The following is a 16,323-nucleotide window of genomic DNA, read 5'->3' as shown; positions in this document are numbered from 1 at the left end:
TCAGGAGGCGACCACTTCGCGCTCACCACGGTACTGGCCGGGGGTGCGCGCAAAGCGCTCGCGGAAGCACTTGGTGAAATAGGCCACGCTGCCGAAGCCCACCGCATAGGCGATCTCGCCGATCGGGCCGGCCCGCTCTCGCAGCAGCTCCGCGGCGCGTTCCAGGCGGAGCTCGCGGATCAGGTCGCTCGGGGCCTGGCCGGTGCACTCGCGCACCCGGCGGAACAGGTGGCTGCGATCCTGGCGCATGGCATCGGCGAGGTCGCTGACCTTGAAGTCCTCGTCCGCCATGTGGGCGCGGATGGTCGCAATCAGGCGCGCGCGGTAACCGGCGTCGTCGTCGCCCGCGGCCGCGACCGCCACCTCGGCGACCGCCCGCCGCGCGCACTCGCCCGCTTGCGCAAACCGCTCGCGCAGGCGCCGGCGCATGGCGATCAGGTTGTCCACCCGTGCGCGCAGCTCGGCGCCCTCGAAGGGCTTGGTGAGGTAATCGTCCGCTGCCGCGCGCAGGCCCTCCAGGCGGTGGTCGAGGCCGGCGCGCGCGGTGAGCAGGATCACCGGCAGGCCTTCGAGCTCGGCATCGCCGCGGATCTGCGCGCACAACTCATAGCCGTCGAGCCCGGGCATGCTGATGTCGGCCACCACCAGATCCGGCAGGCGCTCGCGCGCCAAGGCCAGGGCGGCCAGTCCGTCGCCAGCTTCGAGCACCCGGTAGGCCGGTGCCAGCTGCGCGCGCACATGGGCACGGATCTCGGCGTGGTCGTCCACCACCAGCACCGTGGTGCGATCAGGATCGCCATCCTCGGCCCCGGCGCCCGCCGCATCCGGCGCTGGCATCACCGCGGCGGACAGCTCCTCCGCGCGGTCGCCCGCCGGCAATGCCGTGCCCGGCGCCAGCGGCAGCAGCACCTCGAACACCGTGCCTTCGCCGGGCGCGCTGCGCACCACCAGGCGGCCATCGTGCAGCCGCGTCAGGTCGTGCACCAGGGCGAGGCCGATACCCGTCCCGGGCTGCAGCCGGGCATCGGCGCCATCGCTGTGGAAGAAGCGCTCGAACACATGCGCCAGATGCTCGGCGGCGATCCCGGGGCCGGTATCGGCCACCTCGATCCGCGCATGGCCGTCCGCCGTCGCCGCCACCGAAAGCTCCACCCGTCCGCCCGGCGGGGTGAACTTGAAGGCATTCGACAGCAGGTTGTCGACGATCTTGCCCGCGTGCCGCCGATCCAGGCTGACGACCAGCGCCTCGCCGGGCGCGCGCCAGTGGAATCCGATGCCGCGCGACCGCGCCAGTGGCTGGAAACGCTCGGCGCTGGCGCGCAGCAGCGCGACCAGGTCCTCGGGGCGTCGCTCCAGGCCCAGCTTGCCCGCTTCCAGGCGGGCCAGGTCGAGCAACTGGTTGGTCAGGTCGAGCAGCACCTCGCCATTGCGGATGGCGCCATCGATGGCCGGCTGCGGGTTGGCGAGGCGCGCATCGCGGATATCCTTGAGCGGCCCCAGGATCAGCGTCAGCGGCGTGCGCAACTCGTGCGCGAGGTCGTCGAAAAAGCGCGACTTCTGGCGATCCAGTTCGCGCAACTGCTCGGCCTGGGCGGCGATCAGCAGCGAGGCCTGCTCGGCCGACGCCTTGCCGCGCGCGAGTTCTTCGGTACGCGCATCGACCTGGCGCTGCAGCTGGCGCCGCTGCGCCTCCAGCCAGCCGACGCGCGCGCGGAAACCCAGCCACATCAGCAGCAACGCGATCCCGCCGAGCAGGACCTTGAACCCGGCGGTCTCGCTCGGGAACGGCTGCACCGTCAGGGCCAGGCGTGCTCCCGGCGCGACCCAGGCGCCACCCGACCAGGCCTGCAGCGCGAATTCATAGGCGCCGGGCGGCACCCGGCTGTAATCGGCGCCACGCCGCGCGCCCGCCTCGATCCAGTCGTCGTCATGGCCCACCAGCCGGTAGCGCAGCCGCGCCTGGTCCGGATCCAGTTGCCGCAATTCGGCGAACTCCACGCTGAAGCTGCGCTCGGCGGCGGCCAAAGTCAGCGGCGCGCCGGCCGGCCACTGGCGGTCGCCGCTGCGCACACGGTCGATCGCAGGGCGCACCGCCGGCGCCAGCAGGGGCGATGCCGGATCGACCACCGCCACCCCATCCTGGGTTGCGAACCATAACTGACCGGTCGTGCTGCGCAGCGCGGCGGTCTGCACGCCACCGTTGGCCTCGCGGTTGCGCAGGCCCGCGGACTCGCGATAGACGTCGATCGCCAGCGGCGCTGGCGTCTCGCCGCGCTCCAGCGCGTCCGCCGCGGCGTCGAGTTCCTGCTGGCGCACGCGGAAGATCCCGTGGTTGCTGCTCATCCAGAACCAGCCGCGATCGGCCAGGATCGCATGCACGCCGTCGCTGAGCAGGCCGTGGGCGGCGCGGATCGAGACGCTGCGCGGCGGCCGCGCCGGCCCATCGGGCCAGCGCATGCGGGCGATGCCGCGGTCCTCGCTGGCCAGCCAGACGATGCCGCCAGGCAGCGGCAGGACATCGCGGATGAAATCGCTGGCGTTGCTGCGGGCGTCGTAGCGCTCCGGCGTCGGCGCCAGGCGCAAGGCGCCGCAGCGGTTGGTCGCCAGCCAGAGCACATCGTCGGGGGCCTCCCGGATCGCACGCACGCTGCAGCCGGCCACCGCATTGCTGCCCGGGTGGCGCACCCAGGCATCACCGGTCCGCTGGTACAGGCCGGCATCGGTGCCCGCCCAGAAGCGGTCCTCGCGATCGAGGAACAGCGAGCCGATGCGCGCCTGGGCCGGGCCCGGCGAGGTCGCGGCCACGAAGTTCCCGGCGTCCGCCTGGCGGAACAGCCCGGCTTCGTAGGTCGCCACCCACAGCGTTCCCGCGGCGTCGTGGGCGATCGCGCGGATGTTGTCGTCGCGCAGCCCCGCCCCCGCGCCGAAACTCGCGACGAGGCCGTCGGCGTAGCGGTTGAGCCCGCCCTTCTGGGTGCCGATCCAGATCGCCCCGTGCGCATCCTGGTGCAGCGGATAGACCTCGCGGGCGGACAGTCCCTGGGCTTCGGACAGCGCGCGGAAAGGCACCGGGCGCAATCGGTGCAGGCCCGCGCCGGAAGTACCCAGCCAGAGCGACCCGTTGTGGTCGAGCAGCCCCTGGGTGATGCGCGTCGCCTCCAGGTCCGGCAGGCGCAGCTGCAAGGCCGGCGCGGGGCCGCCGGTGCGGAACACGGCCGATGCCGAGATGCGCCAGGACGGATCGCCCGCAGTCGCCTGATCCTGCTGCGGCGCGCGGCGCGGGTCGGCGGGGTCCACCTGGTGCAGGCGCCCGTCGCGGTACTCGTGCACGCCATTTTCGCTGCCGACCAGCAAGCCGCCCGCGCCATCGGGCGCGAAGCCGATGGTGGTCTGCAACCAGTCCTGGTCGCCGTCGCGCAGGCGCCGCGCGCCCGCGGGGCCGACCAGCACGACGCCGGCTTCGCCGCCCACCCAGAGCGTGCCATCCGCGGCGGTCGCCAACGCATGGACATGGCCCACGTCCACCTGCGCTGCGCTGGCCACCGCCTGCAACTGCCCGGCCTGCCAGCGCCAGATCCCGGCATCCACCGCCGCCAGCCAGATCGTCGCGCCGGAGAAGCCCATGGCCTCCACCTGCAGCTCGGGCAAGGGCGCAACCGTGAACACTTCGAGCTGGTCGTCCTCGACCCGGCCGAGACCCGGTTGCAGGCTGGCCCACACGCTGCCATCGGGCGCGGCCCAGGTGCGCAGCTCACGGCCGGTCGGCACGGTCCACAGATGGCGCACCTGCGCGGTCGCCGGGTCGAAGGCTTGCAGGGTGCCGACCTCGCTCGCCAGCAGCAGCAAGCCGCTGCGGGTCTCGCGCACGTCGCGCAGGCGGTTGTGCGCGAAGCCCGGCGTGTTGCTGCTGTTGTAGGTGCGAAAGGCGCTGCCGTCGAAGCGCACCAGGCCGTCGAAGGTCCCGAGCCAGAGATAGCCGCTGCGCGACTGCAGCATCTCGCTGATCGAGTTCACCGGCAGGCCGTCGCGCACGCTCCAGGATTCGTGCAGGTAGGCCTCGGCGGCTGGCGCGGCCGTCACCGGCGCGGCCAGCCACCCGGACAGCATGAGCGCCGCCCACCCGGCGGAGGCGCGCGCTGCAGTCGCGTGGATGGAGGGTCGGCGTGCTTCCATGGGCCGGCATCATAGCCAGCGCCGGGGGTCATGATCCGCGCATGACAGCTGTCATGCCGCGGCGCTGACAGCCGCTACTGTGCCCGGCGCGCGCCAACCGCGAATCTCGCCACATCCCCCGCCGAGGTTCCGCCGCAATGAACCGATTGCACTGGCTGGCGCTGGCCAGCGCCGCCCTGCTCGCCTGGCTACTCTGGCAGGCCGTTCCGCAAGCCTCGCGACCAGCCGCCGGGCCGGCCCGGCCGGCGCCCGAGAGCCTGCTGATCCGCGGCGCGCGCGTCTTCGATGGCGAGCGCACCTGGCCGCGCGCCGATGTGCTGGTGCAGGGCGGGCAGATCGCGGCGATCGCCGAGTCGCTGGCGGTGCCCGCCGGTGCCGACGTCATCGATGCCGCGGGGCAGACCCTGCTGCCGGGACTGATCGATGCGCATGTGCACAGCTGGGGCGAGGCGCGCCGCCAGATGCTGCGCTTCGGCGTGACCAGCGCGCTCGACATGTTCTCCTCGCCGGACACGCTGCAGGCGCAACGCGCCGAGCGCGCGGCGCTGGCGCCGACCGACCGCGCGGACTTGTGGTCCGCCGGCGCGATGCTGACCGCGAAGGGCGGCCATGGCACCCAGTTCGGACTGCCGCTGGACACGCTCGACGATCCTGCGGACGCAGTGCGGATGGTCGATGCACGGGTGGATGCCGGTTCCGACTACATCAAGTTCGTGCTCGACAGCGGCCGCGCCTACCGCCTGCCGCGCGCGCTGCCGACCCTGGATGGGGCGCGCATCGATGCGCTGATGGCGGCCGCGCATGCGCGCGGGGTGATGGCAGTGGCGCATGTGGCCGACACCGAGGCGGTGCGCCAGGTGCTCGCCGCAGGCGCCGATGGCCTGGTGCACGTCTGGAGCGACGAGGTCGCCGAGCCCGCCCTGGTGCAGGACCTGGCGCAGCGCAAGGTGTTCGTGATCCCGACCTTCTCGGTGATGGCGGGCCTGTCCGGCGACGGCCGCTCGCGCGAACTGGCGCAGGCGCCGGAGTTCGCTGCCAGCCTGGACGCCGGACAGCGCGCCTCGCTGCAGCAGGAATTCCCGGCACTCTGGCGCAATCCGGCGCACCTCGTGCATGCCCGGGAAACCGTGCGCCGGCTGCACGCGGCCGGAGTGGACATCCTGGCCGGCACCGACGCTGGCAACCCCGGCACCGCGCACGGCGCCAGCCTGCACGGCGAGCTCGAGTTCCTGACCGAGGCCGGGCTGACTCCCGAGCAGGCGCTGCGCGCGGCCACCTCGTTGCCGGCGCGCCGCTTCGGCATCGGCGACCGCGGTCGCATCGCGGCAGGCCTGCGCGCCGACTTGCTGCTGGTGGATGGCGACCCGACCCGCGACATCCGCACCACCCGCCGCATCGTGCGGGTGTGGAAGAACGGCGCGCCGATCGACCGCAATGCGCCGGCCGCAAAGGCGCCGGGCGGCCGCTTCGCGAGCATCCACAGCGATTTCGACGACCCGCAGCACCTGCTCGCCGCCAGCCACGGCGTGGATTGGCAGGCGACCACCGACCAGATGACCGGCGGCGCCTCGCAAGTCCGCCTGGAGACGGCCGGCGGCGCCTCGGGCAGTCGCGGCGCGCTCGCACTGCGCGGTACGATCGCTCCCGGTGCGCCCTACCCATGGTCCGGAGCCATGCTGTTCATGACCGATCCCCCGATGTCGCCGGTACAGGCGCCCGCAGGCCTCACCTTGCGCTTCCAGGCGCGCGGCGATGGCCGCCGCTACAACGTGCTGCTGTTCTCCGGCGCGCAAGCCGGCGGCGTACCGGTGGGGCGCAGCTTCACGAGCACCGCGGACTGGCAGGCGCATACGTTCGCGCTCGCGGACTTCTCCGGCGCGGACCTCGATCAGCTGCGTGCCATCGCGATCACCGCCAGCGCGCCGGATGGCAACTTCGAAGTGCTGATCGACGAGGTTTCGCTGCAGTGACCCACCGCGCGCAGGATGACGCCCCGGCCACCGGCCAGCGCGCGATCGAACTGGACCTGTTCCAGCGGCCGGGCATCGGATTGTTCTACCTGTTCTTCGTGTTCCTGCCGCTGATGTTCCCGCCGGAGGTGAGTCCGCGGGCGATCCTGCTCAGTGTGCTCGCCTGCGGCCTGTTCCTGCCGGCGTACTACGCCTCCTTCCGGCCAGGCACCGGCTGGTGGCCGGCCGCTGCCAGCGCAGTGCTGGGCTATGCGCTGATCCCGTTCAACCCGGGCGGCAACACCTTCATCATCTATGCGATGGCGATGGCGGCGCACCGCCTGCCGCCGCGCGCGGCCATCGGCATGTCGGCCGGGATGCTGCTGGTGATGGGTATCGAGTTCCTGTGGCTGACGCGAGAGCCCTTGGGCGCAATCGGTTTCATCGCGGTGGTCGCGGTGATCGGGACCATGGTGGTCGCCGGAACGCTGTATTCGCGCATGCAACACCGGCGGATGGCCGAGCTCAAGCTGTCGCACGACGAGGTGCGCCGGCTGGCCGCGCTGGCCGAGCGCGAACGCATCGCGCGCGATCTGCACGATCTGCTCGGGCACACGCTGTCCGTGGTGGTGCTGAAGAGCGAACTCGCCGGCAAGCTGATCGGGCGCCAGCCGGATGCGGCCCGCGCGCAGATCGCTGAGGTGGAACAGGTGGCGCGCCAGGCCCTGCGCGAGGTGCGCGAGGCAGTCACCGGCTTCCGCAGCGGCGATCTGAACGCGGAACTGGCGGCCGCAAGGCTGGTGCTGGCCGGCGCCGACATCGAGCTGGATCACGCCGTTGGCGATGTCTCGATCCCGCCGCCGCAGGAGGCCGCGCTGGCACTGGGCCTGCGCGAGGCCATCACCAATGTCCTGCGGCACGCCGGCGCCAGCCGGGTGCAGGTGCGGCTGACCGAGGAGGGCGAGCGGATCTGCCTGCACATCAGCGACAACGGCCGCGGCGGCGACCATGTGCACGGCAACGGCCTGCGCGGGATGCACGAACGCCTGGCCGCGCTCGGCGGCGGCCTGGAAATCGCGCACGGGCATGCTCGCGGCACCCACCTGCGGCTGACACTGCCGCGCGGCGATGCCGCGCTGCCGGCCAGGAGCGCCGCATGATCCGGATCGTGCTTGCAGAGGACCAGGCCATGGTGCGCGGCGCGCTCGCGGCGCTGCTCGGGCTGGAACCGGATGTCGCGGTGGTCGCCGAAGCGGGCGACGGGCTGCAGGCGTGGAAGCTGATCGCCGAGCACTCGCCCGATGTGTTGCTGACCGACATCGAAATGCCGGGCCTGACGGGCCTCGACCTCGCGGTACGCCTCAGGAGGCGCAGTCGCCCACGCGCGTGGTGATCCTGACCACCTTTGGCCGCGCCGGCTATCTCCGCCGCGCGCTGGACGCCGGGGGTGCGCGGCTATTTGCTGAAGGATGCGCCGAGCGAGCAACTCGCCAGCGCCCTGCGCCAGGTCATGCGCGGCGTGCGCGTGATCGACCCGCAGCTCGCGGTTGCCGCCTGGGGCGAGGAAGACCCGCTGACCGAACGCGAGCGCGCCGTGCTGCGCCTTGCCGGCGAAGGCGCCAGCAGCGCCCAGATCGCCGAACGCCTGCATTTGTCGCAGGGCACCGTGCGCAACTACCTGTCGGAGGCGATCGGCAAGCTCGGCGCGGCCAATCGCATCGAGGCGTTCCGGACGGCCAGGCAGAAGGGGTGGTTGTGAGGGGAGCCGTAAAAAGTGAAAAGTGAAAAGTGAAAAGCGAAAAGCCAGTGCGGCTCGGTGCCCCTTGAGCTACTGGGACCCTACGACAGCCGGTGTTCCAGTCGTACCTGAGCCGCTCTTCCTTTCACTTTTCACTTTTCACTTTTTGCTGCCCCCTACATCCCCTCCTCATCGAACGGCCGCGCCTTCACCGCGCGGTCGATGATCTGCAGGGTCTCCAGCAACGCGGCCATGCGCGGCAGCGGCCAGGCGTTCGGGCCATCGGACAGGGCCTTGGCCGGGTCCGGATGGGTCTCCATGAACAGGCCGGAGACGCCGGTGGCGACCGCCGCGCGGGCGAGCGCGGGGACGAACTCGCGCTGGCCGCCCGAACTGCTGCCCTGCCCGCCCGGCAACTGCACCGAGTGGGTGGCATCGAACACCACCGGCGCGCGGGTCTCGCGCATCACCACCAGCGAGCGCATGTCGGACACCAGGTTGTTGTAGCCGAAGCTGACGCCGCGCTCGCAGACCATGATCTGTTCATTGCCGGCATCGCGCGCCTTCTGCGCCACGTGCTTCATGTCCCAGGGCGCGAGGAACTGGCCCTTCTTGATGTTCACCGGCTTGCCGGCGCGCGCGACGTTCTGGATGAAATCGGTCTGGCGGCACAGGAAGGCCGGCGTCTGCAGCACATCGACCACGCTCGCGACCTCGTCCATCGGCGTGTACTCGTGCACATCGGTCAACACGGGCACCCCGATCTGGCGCCGTACCTCCGCCAGCACCTTCAACCCCTCCTCCATCCCCGGCCCGCGGAAACTGGCGCCCGACGAGCGATTCGCCTTGTCGAACGAGGACTTGAAGATGAACGGGATCCCCAGGCGCCCGGTGATTTCCTTGAGCTGGCCGGCGACATCGAGCTGCAACTGCAACGACTCGATGACGCAGGGGCCGGCGATCAGGAAGAAGGGACGGGTGAGGCCGATTTCGAAGCCGCAGAGGTGCATGTTCTTGGAGAGTTGTGGGTTGTGGGTTGTGAGTTGTGGGTCAAAGCGGCAGTCAATGGGGGGCTGGCGATGCGGTCGATGCTGCCCACAACCCACAACCCAGAACCCACAACCCGCCTCTCAGGCCAACGCCGCCCCTTTCGCCCCCGCCAGCCGCGCCGCCTTGTGCGCACGCGCGGCGCGCACGAAGCCTTCGAACAGCGGGTGGCCGTCGCGCGGGGTGGAGGTGAATTCGGGGTGGAACTGGCAGGCGAGATACCAGGGGTGGTCGGGTAGCTCGACGATCTCGACCAGCAGGTCGTCGATCGAGCGGCCGGAGATCACCAGGCCCAGCTGTTCCAGTTGCTGGCGGTAGAAATTGTTGAATTCGTAGCGATGGCGGTGACGCTCGCGGATGATCTCGGCGCCGTACAACTGGCGCGCGAGGGTGCCGGGCTTGAGGCGGCATTCCTGGGCGCCCAGGCGCATCGTGCCGCCGAGGTCGCTGGTGGCGGTGCGGCGCTCGACCTCACCGCTGCTGGTGCGCCATTCGGTGATCAGCGCGATCACCGGATGCACGCAGTCGCGCGCGTTCTCGGTGCTGTTGGCGCCGTCCAGGCCGGCGATCGAGCGGGCGAAATCGACCACCGCCGCCTGCATGCCATAGCAGATGCCGAAGTACGGGATCTGGTTCAGGCGTGCGTGGCGCGCGGCGAGCACTTTGCCCTCGAAGCCGCGCTCGCCGAAGCCACCCGGCACCAGGATCGCGTCGGCGCCTTCCAGAACTTCGGCGCCGAGGCGCTCGACATGCTCCGATTCCACCCAGCGCAGCTTCACCCGGGTGTCCTGGCGCAGGCCGCCGTGGCGCAGCGCCTCGGACAGCGACTTGTAGGCGTCCGAGTGCTCGACATACTTGCCGGCAATGACGATCTCGACCTCGTCCTCGGGGAACTCGCTGGCGCGCACCACCGCCTGCCATTCCGACAGATCCGCCGGACCCGCCTTCAGGCGCAGGCGATCGACCACGATCTGGTCGAGGCGCTGCTGGTGCAGCCACATCATCAGCTTGTAGATCACGTCGACGTCGATCGCCGAGATCACCGCGTCCACCGGCACATTGGTGAACAGCGCGATCTTGCGTCGCTCGGAGTCGGGCAACTCGGTCTCCGAGCGGCACAACAGCACATCCGGCTGGATGCCGATCGAGCGCAGTTCCTTGACCGAGTGCTGCGTGGGCTTGGTCTTGATCTCGCCGGCCGACTTGATGAACGGCACCAGCGTGAGGTGAATGAACAGCGCATGCTCCGGGCCGCGCTCGATGCGCACCTGGCGGATCGCCTCCAGGAACGGCAAGGATTCGATGTCGCCGACCGTGCCGCCGACCTCGACCAGCGCCACATCGTAGCCCTGGGTGGCTTCGTCGATGCAGCGCTTGATCTCGTCGGTGATGTGCGGAATCACCTGCACGGTGGCGCCGAGGTAGTCGCCGCGCCGCTCGCGCCGGATCACGTTCTCGTAGATGCGGCCGGTGGTCACGCTGTTCTTGCGCGTCATCCGCGTGCGCAGGAAGCGCTCGTAGTGGCCGAGGTCCAGGTCAGTCTCGGCACCATCATCGGTGACATAGACCTCGCCGTGCTGGAACGGGCTCATGGTGCCCGGATCCACGTTGATGTAGGGATCGAGCTTCATCATGGTCACACGCAGGCCGCGCGACTCGAGGATGGCGGCGAGCGACGCCGATGCGATGCCTTTGCCCAGGGAGGACACGACACCGCCGGTGACGAAGATCAGGGGAGTCATCGGGGGATCCGGTTGCTGCAAACCGGGGCCGTAGTCTACCCGCTCCGACACGGCCGCGCCGAGTGCCGGTTCAGCGTCGGGCCATGTAGGGGCGGATGGTTGTCGCCTTCTTGGCAGTTGATAGTTGATAGTTGGTACTTGGTTGTTGGTTCCCGGCAGCATGGCACGCCTGCCGCGACTCCGCTGGGAGCGGACTCTGTGCGCGATCTTTCCGGCGGCCGCCAGTAAACGATCGCGGCTGCAGCCGCTCCCACCGAATACGCGCCAAGGTGTTGGATTTCCTACATTTTCATCCCGTGCGGAACGACGACCTTGTGATTGAGTACGCAAACGGACGCAAAGACAGCAAGTGCCGGGATACCCCAGCGCTGTATCGCGTTTGATCTTCTTTGCATCCTTTGCATCCTTTGCGTCCAGAAACACAGTCCGCGATCTTGCGAGAGTCACGATTCGATGCGCGAATGAGCGCACCGGCAGGGGCGACCCGAACTCCCACGGACGCCCGGCATGCCGGCACTTGCGGCCGGCAGACAACCGACAATCAGCACTCGAAGCGCGCCCGCGTGGGAGCTCGCTCTGTCGGATACTTGTTGGACGGTTGTTGCCTGGTGGCGGCAGGACCACGCCTGCCGCGACTCTTGCAGGAGCAGCTTCAGCTGCGATCTTTCCGGCGGCCGCCAGGAAAGGATCGCGGCTGAAGCCGCGTCCGCAGGCAGCCGGCAAATGCTCCCGACAATCGACAACCAGCCCAGCGGCTTGCCCGCGCTGAGCCAACTTACGCCCCCGACCCACAACGAGTTTCCGCTTGTCCTGGCTGGCGCGCTTCAAACCCTATCGATTCACTGGCGAATCGCGGCCTTGCGTGCTGTGCGGCAGCCGGGAACGCAGCGTGGTCGGGAAGCGCGACCGCTACGGGATGCCGTTGCGCAACGCGCTCTGCAGCGGTTGCGGGCTGGTGTTCCTCGATCCGATGCCGACGGCCGATGAGATCGAGCGCTACTACCGCGAGGAGTACCGCCGGCATTACCACGGGGACTCGAAGCCACGGGCCAAGGCGCTGCTGCGTGACGAGCGCGGTGCGCGCGAGCGGGTGGCGCTGATGGCGCCGCTGCTGTGCGCGGGCGACCGGGTGCTCGACATTGGCGCCGGCACGGGTGCCTTCGTCGCCGCGGCGAATGCCGCCGGGTGGCAGGCGGAGGGCGTCGAGCCCAACCAGGGCTTCGCCGCGTTCGCCGCCGAGCACTATCACGCGCGCATACACCCCACCCTGCTGGAGGATGCGCCGCTGGCGCCCGGCAGTTTCGACCTCTGCACCAGTTCGCACGTGTTCGAACACCTGCGCACCCCGGACGAAGCCTTCGCGCGCGTCCACGCGCTGCTCAAGCCGGGCGGGCATTTCCACATCCAGGTACCGGACATTTCTGACCCGCGCCGCACGCCTGCAACACGCTGGCACTTCGGCCATGTGCACGGCTTCACCCGCAAGACCTTGTCCATGCTGGCGTGGAAGAGTGGCTTCGAGGTATTGACCGAATCGCCCCCCGAAGGCCCGCACCTGTTGCTCCTGCGCCTGGACCAAGCAGTCGCCGACTGGCAGCGCCATCCGGGACACGCCGAGGAGATGCGCCGCTTCTTCGCCGAGCACACCAGTTGGCGGCACTTCACCTCGGCCACGCCCTATCAGCGCTTCTTCCGACGCATGGCCCGCTTCCGCCGCGAGAAGCGCGTCCTGCGCGGGCGCTGACGTCCCGCCGGCTTCCCCGCTATCCTCCGCGGCCTTTGCAGACAGCGGAGCACCCCGATGCAACTCGACCAGGTCAAGGCAGCGATCACCGGCGGCGCGTCCGGGCTAGGCCTCGCCGTCGCCGAGCGCCTGATCCGCGAGGGCGCCCGCGTGGCACTGCTCGATGTGCAGGACGACAAGGGCGCCGCCGCGGTGTCCTTCCTGGGCGAGCGCGCCTGCTACCTGCGCACCGACGTGACCAGCGAAGAGGGCGTCGCAGGCAGCATCGCCGCGGCCGCGCAGACGATGGACGGCCTGAACGCCGTGATCAACTGCGCCGGCATCCTCGGCGCCGGGCGCGTGCTCGGCAAGCAGGGGCCGATGCCACTGTCGCAGTTCGAGACCACCATCCGGGTCAACCTGGTCGGCAGCTTCAATGTGGCCAAGGCCGGCGCGCAGATCATGCAGGGCCTCACATCCGGTGCCGACGGCGAGCGCGGCGTGATCGTCAACACCGCGTCGGTGGCGGCCTTCGAAGGCCAGATCGGCCAGGCGGCCTATTCGGCCAGCAAGGGCGGCATCGTCGGCATGACCCTGCCGATGGCGCGCGAACTGGCACGCGTCGGCATCCGCGTGGTCACCATCGCCCCGGGCATCTTCATGACCCCGATGGCCGGCGGCATGCCGCCCGAGGTCAAGGCCAGCCTGGAAGCGATGGTCCCCTTCCCCTCGCGCCTGGGCGATCCCGCCGAGTTCGCCGATGCGGTCTGTTTCGTGCTGCAGAACCGCTACATGAACGGCACCACGCTGCGGCTGGACGGCGCGGTGCGGATGCAGCCGAAGTAGCAGTGAAAGGTGAAAAGTGAAAAGTGAAAGGAAGGCCGCGTCCCATCCCTTCGCCCACTTCACGCTTACACCCATTCACCTGCCTCTCCCTTTTCACTTTTCACTTTTCACCTTTCCCCGCCCCTTATGAAAGCCACCGACATCAAACGCGGCACCGTCGTCGAATACCAGGGCAAGTACTGGATGATCCGCGACGTCGAACGCAGCGCGCCCACCGGGCGTGGCGGCAACACCACCTTCCGCTTCGTGATGTACCAGGTCGGGGTCGACAACAAGATCGACATCAGCCTGCGTGCGGACGATGAACTGAGCGAGGCGGAACTGGTGCGGCGCGAAGCGACCTTCTCGTACATGGACGGCGAGAACTACGTGTTCATGGACGCCGAGGACTACACCCAGTACACCCTGTCGCCGGCGATGGTGGGCGATCTGCCGCTGTACTCCGCCGATGGCGCGCTGGAAGGTGTGCAACTTCTGCTCATCGATGGTGAACCGGTGGGTCTGAAACTGCCGCAGGTGGTCGAACTGGAAGTCGTCGACACCGCTCCATACGTCAAGGGTGCAAGTGCGACCGGACGCGCCAAGCCGGCAAAGCTGTCGACTGGTCTGGAAATTGCAGTGCCCGAATACATCGAGAATGGCACCCGCGTGCGGGTGAGCACCGAAACCGGGGAGTTTGGCGGTCGCGCCTGAGTCCAGGCGAACCGCCTCCCGGATCTGGAGGCGGACATGGCGATTGCAGCGAGAATCATGCCGGTGAGTGGAGCGGACAGTCTGGAACTGAAGATCCCGCCGCTGGCGGTCGTGCTCGTCGCCGCCGGCCTGATGCTGCTGATGCGCTGGCTCACCTCGACCTTGTCGCTGTCGCTGGACCTCGATCTGCGCATGTGGGCGGCCTTGCCGGTGCTGCTGGCCGGTGTCGCCATCGCGGTCGCTGGCGTGGTCCAGTTCCGGCGCGCGCACACCACGGTCAATCCGATGACGCCGGAACGCAGTTCCACCCTGGTCGCGAATGGCATTTATCGCTACACCCGCAACCCGATGTATGTCGGCATGCTGCTGTCGTTGCTGGCTTTCGCCATCGTGTTGGCCAACCCCGCCTCGCTGCTGATCCTGCCCGCTTTCGTGGTCTACATGAACCGCTTCCAGATCATGCCGGAGGAGCGCGAACTGGCACGTCGGTTCGGCGCGGAATTCCAGGCCTTCACGGCGCGCGTTCGTCGCTGGCTTTGACCTGCTGGCGAGGAATCGCCGCGTAGACTGCGGCGATGGACTCACTGACACAGATCGCACTGGGCGGCACCCTCGCGGCAGCACTGGTGCCAGCCGGCCACCGCCGCCGGGCTTTGGTGTATGGCGCCGCACTCGGTACCCTGCCCGACCTCGACGTGCTGATCCGCTACGGCGATCCGGTCGCCGATTTCACCTATCACCGCAGTTTCAGCCACTCGCTGTTCGTGCTCAGCCTGCTGGCGCCGCTGCTGTGGCTGGTTTGCCGGCGTTTCGACACCGCCATCCGCGCCGAGCCCCGGCGCTGGCTGTGGGCCTTCTGGCTGGCACTGGTCACTCATCCGCTGCTGGATGCGATGACGATCTACGGCACGCAGTTGCTGTGGCCGCTGGATCCCACGCCCTATGGCGTCGGCAGCGTGTTCATCATCGATCCGCTGTACACCCTGCCGCTGCTGGTGGCGATGACCTGGATCTGGCGCAAGCCGCTGTCGCGAGGCGCCAGCGCCGGGCTGACGCTGTCGCTGGTGCTCTCGACCGCCTACCTCGGCTGGAGCGTGCTGGCGCAGCGCCATGTGGAGGCACATGCGCGTGCCGCGCTGGGCGCCGCGCCGGAGGCCAGGCTGCTGGCCCTTCCGAGTGCCTTCAACACCCTGTTGTGGCGCGTGCTGGTGCGCGAACCAGGCGGCTATCGCGAGGCCTATCTGTCCCTGCTGGTCGACGAGCAGCCAGGGCCCTGGCGCCGTTTCCGCAGCGCGGACGACTTGATCCCGCAACTCGCGGGCCACTGGGCCTTCGACCGGCTGCAATGGTTCACCCACGGCTACTACGCGGTTCGTCGCGAAGGCTCGGCGGTGACCGTCACCGATTTGCGGATGGGCTCGGAGCCGGCATATGTTTTCAGCTTCGAAGTCGCCCGCGAGATCGATGGCCGGCTGGCGTTTGTAGACACCACGCAACGACCCGGGCTGCGACCCGTCGCCGCCGCCATCGGCTGGCTGGTGTCCCGTGTGGTGACGCCGGGGCATGCGATGCCGCCGCCCGACGAGGTGCTGGCTACACCGCAATCGGCGCCTTGATCGCCGGGTGCGACTGGTAACCGACGATCTCGATGTCGTCGAAACGGAAATCCTCGATCCGCTTGCGCCCGGGGTTGAGCTTCAGCGTCGGCAGCGGGTAAGGCTCACGCGTCAGCTGCAACTCGGCCTGCTCGATGTGGTTCAGGTACAGGTGCGCGTCGCCGAGCGTGTGCACGAAATCGCCCGGCTCAAGCTCGCAGACCTGGGCGACCATCGCTGTCAGCAACGCGTAGGAGGCGATGTTGAACGGCACGCCGAGGAACACGTCAGCGCTGCGCTGGTACAACTGGCAGGACAGTCGGCCGTCGGCCACGTAGAACTGGAACAGCGCATGGCAGGGCGCCAGCGCCATCGCCGGCAGGTCCGCCGGATTCCACGCGCTGACGATCAGCCGCCGCGAATCGGGCGTGCGCCGGATCTGCTCGATCACCTGCGCCAGCTGGTCGATCGCTCCGCCGCCCGGCGTCGCCCAGGAGCGCCACTGCTTGCCGTACACCGGCCCGAGGTTGCCGTCCGCATCCGCCCACTCATCCCAGATCGTCACCCCGTGATCGCGCAGGTAACCGATGTTGGTGTCGCCGGCAATGAACCACAGCAGCTCATGGATGATCGAACGCAGGTGCAGCTTCTTGGTCGTCACCAGCGGGAAACCCTGGGCCAGGTCGAAGCGCATCTGCCACCCGAACACCGAGCGCGTGCCGGTGCCGGTGCGGTCCGTCTTCAGGGCGCCGTGATCGAGGATGTGGCGCAGGAGGGAATGGTATTGGTGCATGGGAAATTTGGAGCGGCGAAGCGG

Annotated in this window: 11 protein-coding genes and 1 pseudogene; 8 read left to right on the top strand and 4 right to left on the bottom strand. The window is 69.3% G+C overall.

Annotation, left to right across the window (positions count from 1 at the left end):
* On the bottom strand, positions 1-4,173 hold the full coding sequence (locus IPK27_06935) for a response regulator (GenBank protein MBK8067356.1): 4,173 nt from the start codon (positions 4,171-4,173) through the stop codon (positions 1-3).
* A gap of 137 nt (positions 4,174-4,310) precedes the next feature.
* On the opposite strand from IPK27_06935, the gene IPK27_06930 reads away from it, so the two are divergent.
* The 3 genes and pseudogenes from IPK27_06930 (at position 4,311) to IPK27_06920 (ending at position 7,881) form a co-directional block, all read left to right on the top strand.
* Positions 4,311-6,143 (top strand): CIA30 family protein, encoded by a 1,833-nt coding sequence (locus tag IPK27_06930; GenBank protein MBK8067355.1) that lies wholly within the window; start codon positions 4,311-4,313, stop codon positions 6,141-6,143.
* Positions 6,140-7,282: a sensor histidine kinase gene (locus IPK27_06925; GenBank protein ID MBK8067354.1), complete on the top strand. Its 1,143-nt coding sequence runs from the start codon at positions 6,140-6,142 to the stop codon at positions 7,280-7,282. The genes IPK27_06930 and IPK27_06925 overlap by 4 nt, the downstream gene beginning before the upstream one ends.
* Positions 7,279-7,881 (top strand): annotated as a pseudogene (locus tag IPK27_06920) (response regulator transcription factor). The gene IPK27_06925 and the pseudogene IPK27_06920 overlap by 4 nt, the downstream one beginning before the upstream one ends.
* A 155-nt stretch (positions 7,882-8,036) precedes the next feature.
* Here IPK27_06920 and kdsA read toward each other — a convergent pair.
* Together kdsA and IPK27_06910 are read right to left on the bottom strand one after the other, a co-directional pair.
* On the bottom strand, positions 8,037-8,870 hold the full coding sequence (gene kdsA / locus IPK27_06915; GenBank protein MBK8067353.1) for a 3-deoxy-8-phosphooctulonate synthase: 834 nt from the start codon (positions 8,868-8,870) through the stop codon (positions 8,037-8,039).
* A gap of 120 nt (positions 8,871-8,990) precedes the next feature.
* Positions 8,991-10,649 carry a CTP synthase gene (locus IPK27_06910; protein ID MBK8067352.1) on the bottom strand — a complete coding sequence of 553 codons (1,659 nt, stop codon included), beginning with the start codon at positions 10,647-10,649 and terminating at the stop codon, positions 8,991-8,993.
* Positions 10,650-11,454: 805 nt separating this feature from the next.
* On the opposite strand from IPK27_06910, the gene IPK27_06905 reads away from it, so the two are divergent.
* The 5 genes from IPK27_06905 (at position 11,455) to IPK27_06885 (ending at position 15,527) form a co-directional block, all read left to right on the top strand.
* A complete protein-coding gene (locus tag IPK27_06905) occupies positions 11,455-12,393 on the top strand; it encodes a class I SAM-dependent methyltransferase (protein MBK8067351.1) in 939 nt (312 codons plus the stop codon).
* Positions 12,394-12,450: 57 nt separating this feature from the next.
* Positions 12,451-13,218, top strand: coding sequence for an SDR family NAD(P)-dependent oxidoreductase (locus IPK27_06900; GenBank protein ID MBK8067350.1), 768 nt, complete (start codon positions 12,451-12,453; stop codon positions 13,216-13,218).
* A 126-nt stretch (positions 13,219-13,344) separates the two neighbouring features.
* A complete protein-coding gene (yeiP, locus tag IPK27_06895) occupies positions 13,345-13,911 on the top strand; it encodes an elongation factor P-like protein YeiP (GenBank protein MBK8067349.1) in 567 nt (188 codons plus the stop codon).
* A gap of 57 nt (positions 13,912-13,968) precedes the next feature.
* Positions 13,969-14,451 carry an isoprenylcysteine carboxylmethyltransferase family protein gene (locus tag IPK27_06890; protein ID MBK8067348.1) on the top strand — a complete coding sequence of 161 codons (483 nt, stop codon included), beginning with the start codon at positions 13,969-13,971 and terminating at the stop codon, positions 14,449-14,451.
* A 35-nt stretch (positions 14,452-14,486) separates the two neighbouring features.
* On the top strand, positions 14,487-15,527 hold the full coding sequence (locus IPK27_06885) for a metal-dependent hydrolase (GenBank protein ID MBK8067347.1): 1,041 nt from the start codon (positions 14,487-14,489) through the stop codon (positions 15,525-15,527).
* Here IPK27_06885 and IPK27_06880 read toward each other — a convergent pair.
* The gene (locus tag IPK27_06880; protein ID MBK8067346.1) at positions 15,505-16,299 is read right to left on the bottom strand and encodes a thymidylate synthase; all 795 of its coding nucleotides are present in this window, start codon (positions 16,297-16,299) and stop codon (positions 15,505-15,507) included. The genes IPK27_06885 and IPK27_06880 overlap by 23 nt on opposite strands.
* Between the last annotated feature and the right edge of the window lie 24 nt (positions 16,300-16,323).

The sequence above is a fragment of the Rhodanobacteraceae bacterium genome, assembly GCA_016713135.1.
Taxonomy (GTDB): Bacteria; Pseudomonadota; Gammaproteobacteria; order Xanthomonadales; family SZUA-5; genus JADKFD01.
The sequence above is the reverse complement of the archived record's forward strand: the minus strand, read 5'-3'. Positions and strand labels throughout refer to the sequence as shown.